Source organism: Marinobacter halophilus (assembly GCF_003007685.1).
Lineage (GTDB): Bacteria > Pseudomonadota > Gammaproteobacteria > Pseudomonadales > Oleiphilaceae > Marinobacter > Marinobacter halophilus.
Map to the genome: position 1 here is coordinate 1 of NZ_PXNN01000011.1, position 13,643 is coordinate 13,643.

The 13,643-nt window shown below is 48.8% G+C and carries 13 protein-coding genes; 4 read left to right on the forward strand and 9 right to left on the reverse strand.

Annotated elements, in window-relative coordinates; genetic code table 11:
* Positions 1 to 217: 217 nt before the first annotated feature.
* Positions 218 to 1,042: a MipA/OmpV family protein gene (locus C7H08_RS06410; RefSeq protein WP_106670922.1), complete on the forward strand. Its 825-nt coding sequence runs from the start codon at positions 218 to 220 to the stop codon at positions 1,040 to 1,042.
* Positions 1,043 to 1,082: 40 nt separating this feature from the next.
* Here the strand turns inward: C7H08_RS06410 and C7H08_RS06415 are convergent, their stop codons facing one another.
* Positions 1,083 to 2,270, reverse strand: a complete 1,188-nt coding sequence (locus tag C7H08_RS06415; protein ID WP_106670923.1) for a M24 family metallopeptidase — start codon at positions 2,268 to 2,270, stop codon at positions 1,083 to 1,085.
* A gap of 148 nt (positions 2,271 to 2,418) precedes the next feature.
* On the opposite strand from C7H08_RS06415, the gene C7H08_RS06420 reads away from it, so the two are divergent.
* Positions 2,419 to 2,946, forward strand: coding sequence for a retropepsin-like aspartic protease family protein (locus C7H08_RS06420; protein ID WP_106670924.1), 528 nt, complete (start codon positions 2,419 to 2,421; stop codon positions 2,944 to 2,946).
* A gap of 18 nt (positions 2,947 to 2,964) precedes the next feature.
* Here the strand turns inward: C7H08_RS06420 and C7H08_RS06425 are convergent, their stop codons facing one another.
* Positions 2,965 to 3,276, reverse strand: a complete 312-nt coding sequence (locus C7H08_RS06425; protein WP_106671527.1) for a helix-turn-helix domain-containing protein — start codon at positions 3,274 to 3,276, stop codon at positions 2,965 to 2,967.
* Between the two features lie 14 nt (positions 3,277 to 3,290).
* A complete protein-coding gene (locus tag C7H08_RS06430; RefSeq protein ID WP_106670925.1) occupies positions 3,291 to 3,644 on the reverse strand; it encodes a type II toxin-antitoxin system RelE/ParE family toxin in 354 nt (117 codons plus the stop codon).
* Positions 3,645 to 3,757: 113 nt separating this feature from the next.
* Between C7H08_RS06430 and C7H08_RS06435 the strand changes: the two genes are divergently transcribed.
* The gene (locus tag C7H08_RS06435) at positions 3,758 to 5,242 is read left to right on the forward strand and encodes a glutamate-cysteine ligase family protein (RefSeq protein WP_106670926.1); all 1,485 of its coding nucleotides are present in this window, start codon (positions 3,758 to 3,760) and stop codon (positions 5,240 to 5,242) included.
* A complete protein-coding gene (locus tag C7H08_RS06440; protein WP_227663128.1) occupies positions 5,239 to 6,279 on the forward strand; it encodes a M14 family metallopeptidase in 1,041 nt (346 codons plus the stop codon). Before C7H08_RS06435 ends, C7H08_RS06440 begins: the two co-directional genes overlap by 4 nt.
* 17 nt (positions 6,280 to 6,296) lie before the next feature.
* On the opposite strand, the gene C7H08_RS06445 is transcribed toward C7H08_RS06440, so the two are convergent.
* The 6 genes from C7H08_RS06445 to C7H08_RS06470 all read right to left on the reverse strand — a co-directional run bounded on the left by C7H08_RS06445 (position 6,297) and on the right by C7H08_RS06470 (position 13,222).
* Positions 6,297 to 6,791, reverse strand: a complete 495-nt coding sequence (locus tag C7H08_RS06445; RefSeq protein ID WP_106670928.1) for a gamma-glutamylcyclotransferase family protein — start codon at positions 6,789 to 6,791, stop codon at positions 6,297 to 6,299.
* Between the two features lie 361 nt (positions 6,792 to 7,152).
* Positions 7,153 to 9,150 carry a DUF3732 domain-containing protein gene (locus tag C7H08_RS06450; protein ID WP_106670929.1) on the reverse strand — a complete coding sequence of 666 codons (1,998 nt, stop codon included), beginning with the start codon at positions 9,148 to 9,150 and terminating at the stop codon, positions 7,153 to 7,155.
* Positions 9,150 to 9,653 carry a three component ABC system middle component gene (locus C7H08_RS06455; RefSeq protein WP_106670930.1) on the reverse strand — a complete coding sequence of 168 codons (504 nt, stop codon included), beginning with the start codon at positions 9,651 to 9,653 and terminating at the stop codon, positions 9,150 to 9,152. The genes C7H08_RS06450 and C7H08_RS06455 overlap by 1 nt, the downstream gene beginning before the upstream one ends.
* A 10-nt stretch (positions 9,654 to 9,663) precedes the next feature.
* The gene (locus C7H08_RS06460; RefSeq protein ID WP_106670931.1) at positions 9,664 to 10,809 is read right to left on the reverse strand and encodes an ABC-three component system protein; all 1,146 of its coding nucleotides are present in this window, start codon (positions 10,807 to 10,809) and stop codon (positions 9,664 to 9,666) included.
* 187 nt (positions 10,810 to 10,996) lie between these two features.
* The gene (locus C7H08_RS06465; protein ID WP_106670932.1) at positions 10,997 to 11,641 is read right to left on the reverse strand and encodes a hypothetical protein; all 645 of its coding nucleotides are present in this window, start codon (positions 11,639 to 11,641) and stop codon (positions 10,997 to 10,999) included.
* Between the two features lie 111 nt (positions 11,642 to 11,752).
* Complete coding sequence (locus C7H08_RS06470; protein ID WP_106670933.1) at positions 11,753 to 13,222, reverse strand: DNA/RNA helicase domain-containing protein; 1,470 nt, start codon at positions 13,220 to 13,222, stop codon at positions 11,753 to 11,755.
* Positions 13,223 to 13,643 lie beyond the last annotated feature (421 nt).

Genomic DNA, 13,643 nt, shown 5'->3' on the forward strand with positions numbered 1-13,643 from the left:
CGCAGACGGCTCAAACTTTTTCCGGCAGCTGTAACAACTGGGCTTAAACATGTCGGGTTCCAGCAAGATTACTTTTGAGGTTTTCGGGAAGAATACCAAATTACCGCCGGGCGCGCGGAACGATGATAACGAAAGCGCTGCAGTGCGACTTAAAAATAATCATCCATAATGATGAGTAAGTCGTAACACTACCTCCTGTTTCGTAGGTAAAAAAATCATGAAAAAAATAGTCCTTCAAGCCGTCACATTTATTGGTGCTGCTTCATGTTTTGGATCGGTAAATGCGACGGAGGCGAGAACCCCTCTCGTTCCGCTTCCTTCTATCGACGATTTTACGAATGGCGATGGCTGGGGCGTTGGGCTTGGGCTGGGCGTTGAATACGAGACTGCTTATGAGGGTTCGGACGAATTCGATTTTGAGATCGACCCGGCTGGGGGTGTTCAGTGGCGAACTGGTGACCACCTTTTTTTCTGGGCAGGTGAGGCAATTGGGTGGCGCACATTGGCCAAGGACACCTGGTTGTTTCAAGCCTCTGTAGGCTACGAAGAAGGCCGTGAAGAAGGTGATTCAAAAGATGGCAGACTGGATGGGTTAGGCGAATCGAGTTCTGGGGTGACATTGCTGTTGGAAGTGCGTCATGCCCTTGCAGAAGATTGGCGTTACTTTTTGGATGGCCGTGTATTAACAGGAGAAATCGGTACGCTGGGGATTTTCGGCGCAGGAACATGTTTGGGTTGCCAACCTAACGGCACTGGCTGGGAAGTTGGCGCTGTTGTCACTTTCCACGATGGTAAGTTAGCCAACCGGGACTTTGGTGTGACCACACGGCAATCCATAGATTCAGGTCTTCCAGAAACCGATGTTGATAGCGGGTATAGATCCTTTGGTGTCGATATTAACTATCGAAATTACTTGAACAAAAACTGGCAGATCTTCGGTGAGGCTCTTTACGAAGTCTATGGGAGTGACGTTTCAGATAGCCCCATATCTCGGAATAATTATGAAGCGGAGATCGGTGTTGGCTTCATTTATGTTTTTTGATGCCGCGTTATGCTGAAGAACGTAAAGCCGCAGGGTTTTCTTAAACCCGTTCGTTGATCTGCCAATCATTGTCGGTGATGGCTACACCACCCTTGGCAGTGACCTGCACTGTATCACTGAGGCCAATACCCCACTCCCCTGGCAGGCGCAGACACAGGGGCAGGTGGAAAACCATGTTTTCCTCAAAGCGGCGGGTGAGACCGCGGGCGATATAGCCGGTGCCTTCAACCCAACTGGGCGGGAACTGCGCACCTACCGAGTAGCCGAATACGCCAGAGAAAAATACCCGATCCGCATAGGGTGCCAGGGCCGCTTCGGCAGCCCGCGCGGCATCATCAAAGGTATTACCCGGGCACATAGTTTCTTTCAGGGCGGAATAGAGGCGTTGGCACACTTCCGCGACCTGGTGCATCTGAGCCGTGGCTCTGCCCGCGACGGCGGTGCGCATCATCGGCGCGGTATAGCGCTGATAAGCTGAACCAAATTCCAGGAAAACCGGATCCCCTGCTTCAATAACGGTGCGTTTATGATTGACGTGTATCACGCTGCTGCGCTGACCGCAGGTCACGATCGGCTGCAGGCTCATGAACTCGCTGCCCGCCGCCAGCAGGGCCCTTGCACCCTCGGCAGCCACCTCATTGTCGGTGATGCCGGGCTCTATGATAGCTTCGGCAGCTCGTAGCCCTATTGCGGTGATGCGTGCGCTCTCGCGCAGGCAGTTCAGCTCGGCGCCGCTCTTGACCAGACGCTGACTGTCCAGCAATGCGCCGCCATCATCGTGAAAGCGTGCTTTGCCCAAGCGATTTAACAGGGGTTGAATGATGGCGTAGCGCAAACCGGCAGAATACACATCCAGGCCTATGTGCTGGCAGGGTGACAGTAAGACCAGCAAAGGCTCGATGACTTCACTGATATCTTCCCAGCGGTAACCAATGATTTCGTCCACCCTTGCGGTAACAACAGCCGGGCCGGTCTCAATCGACGGTACCTGCAGGACGACACGTTCCGTCGTGACCAGCAGCGCGGTATGCACGGAAACCTCAAAGGTGTGATAGCCAGTCAGGTAGAAAATATCGGCAGGGTCGGTCAACAGCAGGGCATCACGGCCGGCTTCAGTCATCAGGGCCCGGGTACGTGCCAAACGGAGACGTAATTCATCTGCCGGGAAGGGCAGCTCGCTGCCTTCCAGGGTGTTGGCTAAAACTTGGCGGTAAGCGCGGAAATCCATCGTAATCTCCAGAATCAATAAGGGACTACCTGAGTGTAGGCACAAAACTCTCTGCCCCTGAACTTAATGCAGCCCCAGCTCACTGCTCTGCCATTCCGAATGCGTTAGTATTGGAACAATCTACCCGCGACCCACAACAAGGAATGGGATGAGTAAATCTGGCATCATCAGACCCGAAACCCGATACATCCTTTACTTCGTTGTTTTCTGGGTTGTGTTGCTCGGCGCTGCGACGTATTTACTCGGGAGTTGGGACTCCCGAACAAAGAACCCTAACCAGCAACTGGTCAGTCACACCCGCGGCAGCGTCACTGAAATTGAACTACAGGCCAATCGCCAGGGCCATTATTTGGCAAACGGCACCATCAACAACCAGAACGTCACCTTCATCCTGGATACCGGCGCCACAACCGTGTCAGTCTCAGAAACTCTCGCCCAAAGAGCAGGCCTTAAACGGGGCCAGCCCGGCCGTGCACTTACCGCGGCTGGCACAGTAAACGTGTGGAGCACGACGATTCAGGAACTCCGCCTGGGCGATATCACGTTCAATAATGTGCACGGCACCATCAACCCCGCCATGGACCCCGACATGGTGTTGCTGGGAATGAGCGTGCTAGGACAGCTTAACTTCTCCCAGCAATCGGGCGTTTTAACCCTGAGCCAGGATAATCGTTGAGAGGGGTGAGGCCTCCCCTCAAGCCGCACGAGGAGAGCCATTATCCTCCCCGGCCTGCAACGTCCAAGTCATCCCCAAAGCCCGCCCTGCTTTAACAAGCGTTGTGATGGTTACACCGGTATCCTTCTCATCAAGAAGGCGGTTAACCACCGTCCTGCTAGTATGCATTTTCTGGGCAAGCTGGGACTTGTTTACGCCTGTGTTTCCCATTGCCCGCTGAATCTGCCAAACGATTACCCGCTTCAGCGCCTCAGCTTCTACCTGCTCAAGCGTGCCATCGGTTTCGAGCAGATCATCGAGAGAGCTGCCAACGTGTTTATGCTGTGTCATTTTCTTGCCCCCATTCAAACAAGGTTCTTCTTTCGATCTCTCGCCTTCGCTAACTCTTGATCCGGTGTTTTCTGAGTCTTTTTGATAAAGCCGTTCAGCAAAACCATGTTGCCGCGAAACATCGTGAATATGACTCGTGCAATCCGACTGTTTGAGAGATCGCTGCGGACCTCCCACAAGTCTGAGTTCGCTTTCCCGGAGAAGCCCCTTACCAAGGGCATACCTAGCGGCCACCCATATTCCACCGTTTTCAGATCAGTTCCGATCACTGAACGATCCTCTTTATCAAGCTTCAGCAACCATTCTTTGACCGGCTCTCGACCACTGTCACTTCTGTAAAATACGACATTTACTGTTTTCCTTGTCATACAACCCCTTCCTTGGCAAAAGCCAGTGTACCTAAATAGGTTCTTCCATGCCAACCTTCCACACCTCATTTCCGCTACTATCAAGGTAAGTCGGTGCTGGAGACACAGCCGCTATGGGACTGTCGATAGATCAATCGGAATTTACAGCGGGGGACTTTGACCGTTTTGCTGCCAAGGTGCGAACGGACCTTACCGCACTCACCCGCCTGCTAAACCGGCCCGGCTTTGGTGAGGGAGAACCTTCCATTGGTGCCGAGGTCGAGTTCTACATCGTCAACCCGGACCTGCGTGTTCAGCCGATCAACACAGAACTAGCCGCCAGCGTTCAGGATCCACAACTGACGGTTGAGCTCAACCGATTCAATCTTGAATACAACCTCAGCCCCCAGGCCTTCAAGGGCGCCCCCTTTGCCAGAACCGAGCAGGAACTGCTCGCGGCCATGAAGCGAATCAACCGGCACGCCGCCCCATTGAATGGCGAACTGGTCCCCATCGGCATTCTACCCACGTTGCGCCAGTCCGATATGGGCGCGAAAGTGATGACAGACGAACCCCGCTACCATGCGCTATCCAACGCCTTGATCCAGCAACGGGGCGAGCCCTTCAGCATCCATATCGGTGGCAACGACGTCATCGACCTGGAAGCGGACGACGTCACCATGGAAGGGGCGACCACCTCGTTCCAACTGCACTGGCGCGTTCCGGCCCACCGCTTTGCCGACTATTTCAACGCCGTGCAGCTGGTGACGCCCATTGCGCTGGCGCTGGCCAGCAATTCGCCCAGCCTGTTCGGCCACCACCTCTGGGACGAAACCCGTATCGCCCTGTTCAAACAATCCGTCGACAGCCGCTCGCCCAACCACAGGACCTGGAAACACCCGCCACGGGTTTATTACGGCAACGGCTGGGCACGCAGCGCCTGGGAGCTATTTGCGGCTTCGGCCTCCTTGTATCCCCCCATCCTGCCATTGATGTCGGAAGAAGATCCAATGGCGGTTATTGACCGGGGAGAGGTACCGGAGCTGACCGAACTGCGACTGCACCATGGCACGACCTGGCCCTGGAACCGGGCCATTTTTGATCACACAGACGGCGGCCATCTGCGCATCGAAATTCGTTCCATGCCGGCCGGACCAACGGCCGTGGATATGTGCGCGAACGGGCTGTTCGTGATCGGAGCGGCATTGGCGGTACTCGAGGATATCCGTCACCTGACGTCGATACTTCCCTTTCATTACACCGAACACAATTTCTATCGTGCCGCCAAATACGGCATCGGTGCAGACATCATCTGGCCCCACAAAGACCAGGTGCAGTTACAGGATACGCCCCTGTTGAACGTTGCCCGTGACCTGCTGCCGCGCGCCCGGGAAGCCTTGCAACGAACCGCGGTGGACGAGGCGGAGATCCACCGTCTGCTCGGAATCATCGAAGGCCGCATTCAAACCAGGATGACGGGCGCCCGATGGCAGCGCCAGATCACCGAGTCTTTTTTCAGGACCCAGACTCCCGACGAGGCGTTCAAGAGTATGCTGTCTCTTTACATGAGCCATCAGAAGACAAACACACCCCTGCACGAATGGACCTTGTCACCATGAGCCGCTCGAACACCCTGGATTATCTCAACAACCCCTCACCCCAGACCCTGGGCCGCTCGCCCCTGGAGTGGCTGAACCGGCTGCAGCGGCCCACGGTGGTTCGCGTTGCTGGCCGCGACCCTTCCAGAACACGGGCCATGGCAACGCTGCTCCACGGCAACGAACCCTCAGGGCTGTTCGCGATTCACCGATGGCTACTGGAGCAGCACACCCCGGAGGTCAACCTGCTGTTCCTTCTGGGCGGCGTCCGCCCCGCGAAAACACCGCCGGTATTGTCGCTGCGCCAAGTGCCAGACGCACGTGACCTGAACCGGTGCTTCAAAGAACCGTTTGAAGGAGAGGAAGGCGCCATTGCCAAGGCCATGCTGGCCGAGCTTCAGACAGCAAACCCCGAGTGCCTGCTGGACGTGCACAACACCTCGGGCACCGGCCCTGCCTTCGCTGTGACCATCACCAACGACGCTGCCCATCAAGCGCTGGCGTCGCTCTTTACCGACCGGCTGATCATGACGGATCTTCGCCTGGGTGCACTGATGGAATATTCCGAGCAGGAGGTGCCCACCGTGACCATCGAGTGTGGCGGGGCTCAGGATGATCACGCGCACCAACTGGCGTACGAAGGGCTTGCTCGGTATGCCTCACAATCTGACGTGCTATCGCTGGAGAAAGCGGAATGGAACGTTGCTGTACTGCGCAATCCGATTCGGGTGGAGTTGGCACCCGATGCGACGATCGAGTACCGGTTAACGCCCAGCGGGCAGGCAGACCTCACGTTTCCGCCCGACATCGAACACCGCAATTTCGGGATTGTGTCGCCGGATGAGCCTATCGGATGGGTTGGGCCAAAAGGCCTGAACGTGCTCACTGCGATCAGCCACAACCGCGCCGAGAACATGGAACAGGTGCTTCAAATCAAGGATGGGCGAATCTATCCTGCCCAGGCCATCAAGACCTTCATGATCACCACCAACCCGGTGATTGCGAAGAGCGATTGCCTGTTCTATGCGGTCAAAGCCTCGGGCGATCCTATTTTTTAGACCATAGCGAGCCGCTTTTAATCGTAGATGGCCCGCTCTCTGGCATTTCGTTTTCGATCAGGGTCTTCCTGGCTTCGCGTGGCTGCAATGGCATCGAGGTAGTCAGCGGGAACGCCCGTTTCTTTGGCACCAACGATGACGTGATTCAAATACCAGGAGTGAGGCAGCAAAGATGGATCAGTTGACGTTGCACAGTAGGTGAAAGCGTCGAGGGAATTGCCGAGAGCATCCGCAACCGTGACCTGCTTTTCATCGTAACCGAAGCCCAAGCCCTCAGCCCTGTCCAGCGGGCCTTTCTCGCTGCGTGGTATCTCAAACACTGCGCCAATAACGAAGTCCTCCGGATTTCCGGTAAACAGCGCGTCGCATTTTGCGGATTGGTCTTTCCTGCTCCACTTATGAAACCGAAGGGCATGCTCAACAAGCGTGAACATACCGATTCGCTCCGCGTTTGGAACCCTCGTTCTTAATCGGAGGAGTGACATATTCGATCCGTAGGCAAAGTACTTCATGCTGCCTCCGAGTCTGCACTGTTTACTCTGGGACCGGGAGTCATAATCTTAGCAAAACCAGACAAGTCATGTTTCCAAGCTCACCATGAACTTATTACTGCCGGTCCAGAAAATAAATCTGTCCCGGTTTTCTATGTTGGGTCGAAAATAGATCCATGAGGATTCGCTATAATGCCGCGCTCTGCGGCAATTGCAGCGCAGCGTAAAATTGTCCGACAACAGCGCCTTGACACGCTCTCCGCACCATCTAAAAACCTCCATGCGTCCACTGAGATACACAACCTGCCGACGAAGTCCTAACACTTAATGATTTATCACACCTCACCATACGCCTTATGAGAACAAAAGAACCCGGCATGTTCTATACATCGGTATACCATTCTGTCGGTATGAGTTTTCTCCCCTCCCGCCATTCATCGACTTCATGAACATTGTCAATGTCTCCATATATGGCCTTATCCGCATGATCAAGAACTATAAACTGCCAAGAAGCATCGGGTTTTGAGAAAGTTTCTGACAAGGTTTTAAATATCTTCTTAACTGCGTAAAAGTCTTCATCCTCGTAATTCTTGAAGTCATCTTCCTTCTCTCCGCCCTCAACCGGCGCAACCTTGGGAAAGTAAACCTGACTTGGCTGATCGAAAATGACAAAGCTAGGGACACTTGAGCCGGGCAAGTTGGCAAAAAACTCCTGAAATGCGCACATAGCTGCTATATGAAAGGAAACCCAATTCGAAGCGCTACCAACTTCAGCAAGAAAGTGCCACTCACCTTCGTTCCCCCGTACTTTTATCGCCAGCTCCTCGATGTCAAATTTCGGTCTGGATTGCCTGTATTTTTCTTCGACGTCAAGGTGCTGAAGGTAGGAAAGCATAAGCTCTGCAATTTTATCGGTCGCGGCTTCTGCCCTTCTTAAAATAGCTGCTTCATCTACCAGCGGTTTCAATTGATCATATTCGTCCTGTAGCTCCTGAACTTGGTTTTCTAGGTGGCCGCCTTCAATGAGCTTTTCGAACCGCTCCAGCGAGGAACGGAAATGACCGAGAAAGATAAACATCTCTTTGTTTCTATAAAAGCTGTGCCGAGCCTGCTCGTCTTTCTGTATAAGCCGGTCATATCGTTCCTGTAGCGAGTTCCTTTGCTCTAATACGTCCTCCAAGTCTTGCTTAAGTCGCTGTTCTTCCCGGTCAAAAGTAGTGGGAATGACCTGAAATTTGCTCGCTTCATTTTCATACTCTTCAAGAACGGCTGAAATTTTGTTGATTTCGTTAAGCGCGTTAGGATGACCGGCCTCACCACATACAGGGCATATTTCAGTCTGTTCCGCTACATCTGTCAGCCATCTAGAAAGGTGAAGTCGGTCAGCTTTTTTCCTAGCAACCGAACCGTAATCCGTAAAACCGCACTTTAATCTTTTTACCTCCTCAAGACGGTTCTTTATATGCGCAATATTGGAAGCTAGTTCATCGTCCTGAGCATCAAGCTTAATGAGTTCTTCATTTGATGCCTGAATCTGGCCTTCGCCGATACGCGGTCTGTCCGGGCTCCGCTCAATCAGTTCCTTACCGAGCCCAAGAAGTCTCTCAGGATCGTCAGATTGAGAAAATTGAGCTTCGACCAGCCCGTAATCAACCGCTGTCATGAGATGTCCAAATATATTTGACTTCCAATCTTGTGAAATCGCACGCTCTTTCTCAAGCTCCCGCCGCAATCTATTTAGCTTCCGCTCAAGCACCTGCATTCGCTGTCGAGCCTTCAACACCTCCAGGTTCTCGGCGCCAAGAATAAAAGGAAACCAAGTCCGTAGTTTTTCGCGGTGTTGATGAGCGTGAGTTTTGTAGAACAGAATATTCTGGTTAGCGACAATATCCTGTGTTTGAAATACAAAGCCCATTAGATCGCGAATGCTCAGACGAGCTTTAAAACTGTTTTTCGGTGCTTCGTCTGGATCGAGACTGAAATACGGCAGCAGGGCAAGTTCATTCAATGAGTGTTTAACATCCTCAGTCGAAGCATTTTTATCTTTCAGCACCGGCGGAATCGTGACGTTAGTTCCTTTATGATAGTAAAAGTCATCAGATGGCTTGCTGCCAGTTGGAACTTTCCTCGCTATAAGTATTTGATCCTGACCAAGTTGGAGTACGACACCATACCAGGATACATAGTCTCTAATTGTGTCAATAGGAATGCTGCATGAACTGGAACCAAGGCAATAATCAATGATCGGTATTATTGCCGACTTTCCGGTACGCGATGCTCCAGTGATGACATTAACCTTATCAAGCTCAAATTTTACTTCTCTTGGCGGAAAGGCAGAATTTTTAGGCCAGATAATCAACTTTCTTATCTTCATGTTCATTATAAGACCACCTTTAATAATGTAGATACCTGGCTCACCGAGTAGGCTGAAAACCACTTACCTAATATTTCTGCTTTATTACCCAAAGATTTGACACTTTGCTTGGGAGCCATACCCCTACTCGGTTTCCGCGAAAGGGTTTTGGGATAAAGGCAGCCATCCTCAAGATTGAGAAACAGCAGACCATGCTGAATCGCCAGATCGATCGAACTTAAGGTATAGAATTTCGTATTGTTCACGCGATGATGAATCGAAAGGAAAAGATCCACATCCTTTTTGTCGGTGAAGCTTCGCGCGTAGGACCCGAGGTCCTTTCTGAGGTTAATGACGGGATCGCTGAGACGCTTGTTTGTTAGAATTGCAGATGCAAGAAAATGCAGTAAGAGGACGGGAGAGTGACCTTCGGGGTGATGATCTGTATAGCCGTGTGTAAATCGCCACAGAACGTAAGAACCGACAACCGGGGTATTCCAGACTCTAATTTCTTCAACGAGATTGCTCATAACTCACCTGCTACCTGTCTTTCAACAAATCGTTCCATGATTCATGCCACCCTATTTCCTTTTCATTTGTAAGATTATGATAAGTTCCACGAACAAAATGAGAAAGAACAGGCTGGTTTCCTATTGTTGCCTGCCTTACCTTGCAATCGTGGTAAAGAAGCTGCCCGCGTTCTTCAGGCTTTAGTGATTTTTCGGTAATAGAAAGTTTTTTAATTGTGCTGTGCCAATAGCTTTTCAGGTTTTCTTCGAATTCCTGAGCGGAAGCTTCGTCTATCAACTCGCTCTCTATCCATTTATCCGCATTTACCTTCCTACGAAGAAAATCAGATACTGCCGAAACTTGTTCATGATCTTCAACATCAATTATCTGTAGTTGTTTCAAATATGTTGGATATTCCTTAAACTGTTCCTGAACATCCTTGTGGTCGGCCGCATACTCCTTAGTGAAGTCGATTAACTCCCTTGCCCTAACTCTTTCAAACAGGACTACAAACTTTTTCTTATATTCCTTCCCCGATATAATGGCGGGTTTATTGGCGGCAATCTTGTTCATCACATAATTTGTTATCCAGCCGAGCAATTCATCATGGATATAATCGACATGATGTTTTGGTACTAAAATTATGTCTGATAGAACCTGATGAATTTCCTCACTACCCGTTTTACTGCCGACAATAAATTCAAACGACCCGACTATCGCTCTAAAAGCATCCTTATGGCCCAGAACATGTGAAAGATACGAATGGATAGGGTGGGTCGTTTCTAGAGATTCGAATAGGCTTTCTAACTCCTCGATACATTTATTTATTTCCTCAGGACCTTTCGCATCTGATAATGCATCGACTATCCCTTTATTACCCTCATGGTTAGCATATAAAATGAATTTTGTTTTTTTGAAATTTATCGAACCATCATTCAGGGCATTAATCCAGTTATAGAAAGTTTTCCAGAGGTCGGTTGATTTATTCGTAACTGGGTTGCTAATCAAGGACGATTTGTCTTCCTCTTCGAGTTTACCCCCGTTGCTGAGCATTACCGCTACGTCACCGGTAACCTCAACGCTTACAGACGATCCCCGTCCAGATTGCAGCAAGTGAACCAGTGCCCGCTGGAGTTGGAGTTGATAACCTAGCAATTGTCCTGCTGCGGTAGGCATATGAAACATCCTTTAGTCTTGTTCATATATTTGCCGACATCTTAAAGCCTATACTTTCGGCTCATATGCTGGTCAGTCTACTTAATTAACGTGTGCTTTGGGTCGAAAGTGGACTTACTCCTCACAGTGTAACGCTTGTACTCAGCCTCCGGTTTAGAGCGGCAACTGAATTGGGAGAAGTCCACGGTCAACTTGACCCACTTGTTAACGTGTTTTGAGAATTACTGGAACCCGCTTCTGGCTCATCAGATTCCGAATTGTCACGTTGTAAATATAGGCCGTACACAAAAGCCAAGACACCGAAGAGAGCCAAGGATAATGTTAAAAACATACCAGTTTTGCTCAATATCTGATCAAGCCAATCAAGAGCAGGGGAGCTCTGTTCAAGTCGATCTAGCTTGATGCCTCTAAGTTGAGATTCCATGTCGGCAACCATAGCCCCGTAAGCCTTACGTTCGACAATCTCATTTCTTAACTTAGGCGGCGTTCCTTTGTTGTTGTTCTTATACAACTGCAAAGCCTTATCGCAATACCAAGAGGCATTTTCTTGATCTATACTAGCCGGTTTAAGGCACAGCTCCGCAAAACCAATCGTTGCTTGGTAGAGATTTGTCTCTACAATCCGATTCCTTTCTTTTGACACCTGATCATCATGCTTTCTAACCTCTGAAAGCAGTGACTGAAGTAATAGATAGTAACCAGTGATAAAAATCAGACCAAACAGACTTAAAACCAAAAGTCTTTTTAGCCAGGAGCCTCTACCCCACGAAAAAACGGGCTTCAGTAGACGTTTCGCTACAGCACCCTCTTCAATCAAACCTTTCAGAGACAACACAAACTCCTTCTGATAGATAAAATGTTAACGCCGCGCTCTGCGGTATTTTTGGAGCGCAGCGGAAAAATTGTCCAGCAGCAGCGCCTTGCTAGTTGCCTCATTCGAGGCCTATTTCATAACCGACAAACACCGATTTAGAATCTGTCTATTTTCTATTATTATCAGCTTTAGCTTTTTTCTTGTCCGAGTTATATTTTGAAATAACATTTTCACTGAATCATAGTATGTTCGTGAGGTATAGATTAGCTTTCCATCAACTCCATAAGAGAAGTATTCATCTATTACCACTGCGACATTGTCAAACTCTTGGCCAATGACTCGATGCGAGTTCTTACTAGTAATTTCAGAATATGACTCATGGTGTTCATTGTTATATTGAGATGGCGTCAACCTTAGAACCTCCCAGCCCTCACTACTTATCAGAGAGATGTAATTTTTAACATTAGATGAGTCGGTAAAGTAATCGAAGTCAATATTCCCGCAATTCGATACAGCTATATTGTTTCTCTTATTATCGAACAATACTTTAATAAAATTAGCAATCTCTTTGTTTGTCCTTATTTTGTCCGACAAGCTATATTTGTAAGCACCAAGAATAGAATTAATCTTGCCTTCAATATTTGCATGCGCTTCGGACCTTGATAGAGTTTGCTGCCTGTCATATGAAAAAACACAATGCGTATTTTTTGATGCAGCCTCTACAACCAAATTGTCGAATTGATTTTCGTATATTCGTTGTGTTTCATCGACTACAACCAGGTCGACATTGGTCAAATCATAATTTCTGAAATCTCTTATGGAAACGATATTCCAGCCTGAGTTGATTAGCCTTTGGTGCCCATCATTCAACTGCCCACAATGCACAACTACTGTCTTCATAGTCTCCATGCGGGACTTTACAATATCGTATGTCAACAAAGTTTTTCCTGTGCCTGCTGCTCCAGTTAGTGTAACAACAGACGGTGAAGAGCTCGTGATGTTTTTAGTGATTTGATTTTTTATTGTCTCTTGCTGTCCAGTAAGAAAATACTGCCCAGCTAGAAATTTCCCCGTTGAATTAAATGGGGAGACCAGATAGTCAGAAGGATTAAAAAGAGAATCGGGACTATCGATCTTAATTAGATTTTGACTAGTCAACAATTGGATTAGTGAGCTTAATGGTACGATTTCGATATCGCCCGACTCACCTAATTGATATAGGGTTTTACTCGCAGCAACAAAGCAATAGTTATGGATAACTTTGTTAATATGATGAAGATAATACTTATTTCTCGTAAGCTGATTCTTTATCCTTTCTTCAGTGCTTTCTCTCTTGACTTCTATGTTTAAAATGAAGTTTGATCCAAATCTGAGCAAATCAAATTCTTTACTTATGTGCTGTATTTTGTAGCCCACATAAAAGTCATTAAAAATGTTAATAAATGACAATATCGAGAACATTTCATTTATCAATATTTTAACGTCATTTATCTCATTATCGTCAATATCTATTTCATAATGTCCTTTAAAGGACTTGTACTCATCAGGGCCTAAAGATGCATGAGCCTGAGAAAGAGACAGTAAGTTGATACTTTTCATAAATTTTAATCAACTCCCAATGTCGAAAATAGACTTTTATTATTCAAAATACTGCGATATAGCCAGAATGCCTACCTAAAGCAACTAACAGTGATTGGACTGAGCGCTTCGTTTCCGCAAAACGTTGACATCCACTAACCACTCACGTGACACTCATCGAAATTTCATTTTTGTAAATTTAATCAACGTCTTGAAAAGACTCCAACATAGAGCTCTTCGTAATCATTTGACGTCGTCATGATTGCAATAACGAAGCGATCAAACTTCTCCAACCGTGGAGGCGAAGAAAATTTTCTCGGGGAATTGGCTCTCAATAAGGCAAGAAAACGGTTCAAACAGCGCTGACTGGCTCATCGGTCGTCATCCTTAACTATCGGTTTGTGCGTAGCATATAGCTACCTACACTAGCCCAACTTGGCAC

Excerpts from the sequence above, each read along its gene's own strand:
- C7H08_RS06410 (WP_106670922.1), top strand. The coding sequence starts at position 218 with ATGAAAAAAATAGTCCTTCAAGCCGTCACATTTATTGGTGCTGCTTCA.
- C7H08_RS06415 (WP_106670923.1), bottom strand. The coding sequence starts at position 2,270 with ATGGATTTCCGCGCTTACCGCCAAGTTTTAGCCAACACCCTGGAAGGC.
- C7H08_RS06420 (WP_106670924.1), top strand. The coding sequence starts at position 2,419 with ATGAGTAAATCTGGCATCATCAGACCCGAAACCCGATACATCCTTTAC.
- C7H08_RS06425 (WP_106671527.1), bottom strand. The coding sequence starts at position 3,276 with ATGACACAGCATAAACACGTTGGCAGCTCTCTCGATGATCTGCTCGAA.
- C7H08_RS06430 (WP_106670925.1), bottom strand. The coding sequence starts at position 3,644 with ATGACAAGGAAAACAGTAAATGTCGTATTTTACAGAAGTGACAGTGGT.
- C7H08_RS06435 (WP_106670926.1), top strand. The coding sequence starts at position 3,758 with ATGGGACTGTCGATAGATCAATCGGAATTTACAGCGGGGGACTTTGAC.
- C7H08_RS06440 (WP_227663128.1), top strand. The coding sequence starts at position 5,239 with ATGAGCCGCTCGAACACCCTGGATTATCTCAACAACCCCTCACCCCAG.
- C7H08_RS06445 (WP_106670928.1), bottom strand. The coding sequence starts at position 6,791 with ATGAAGTACTTTGCCTACGGATCGAATATGTCACTCCTCCGATTAAGA.
- C7H08_RS06450 (WP_106670929.1), bottom strand. The coding sequence starts at position 9,150 with ATGAACATGAAGATAAGAAAGTTGATTATCTGGCCTAAAAATTCTGCC.
- C7H08_RS06455 (WP_106670930.1), bottom strand. The coding sequence starts at position 9,653 with ATGAGCAATCTCGTTGAAGAAATTAGAGTCTGGAATACCCCGGTTGTC.
- C7H08_RS06460 (WP_106670931.1), bottom strand. The coding sequence starts at position 10,809 with ATGCCTACCGCAGCAGGACAATTGCTAGGTTATCAACTCCAACTCCAG.
- C7H08_RS06470 (WP_106670933.1), bottom strand. The coding sequence starts at position 13,222 with ATGAAAAGTATCAACTTACTGTCTCTTTCTCAGGCTCATGCATCTTTA.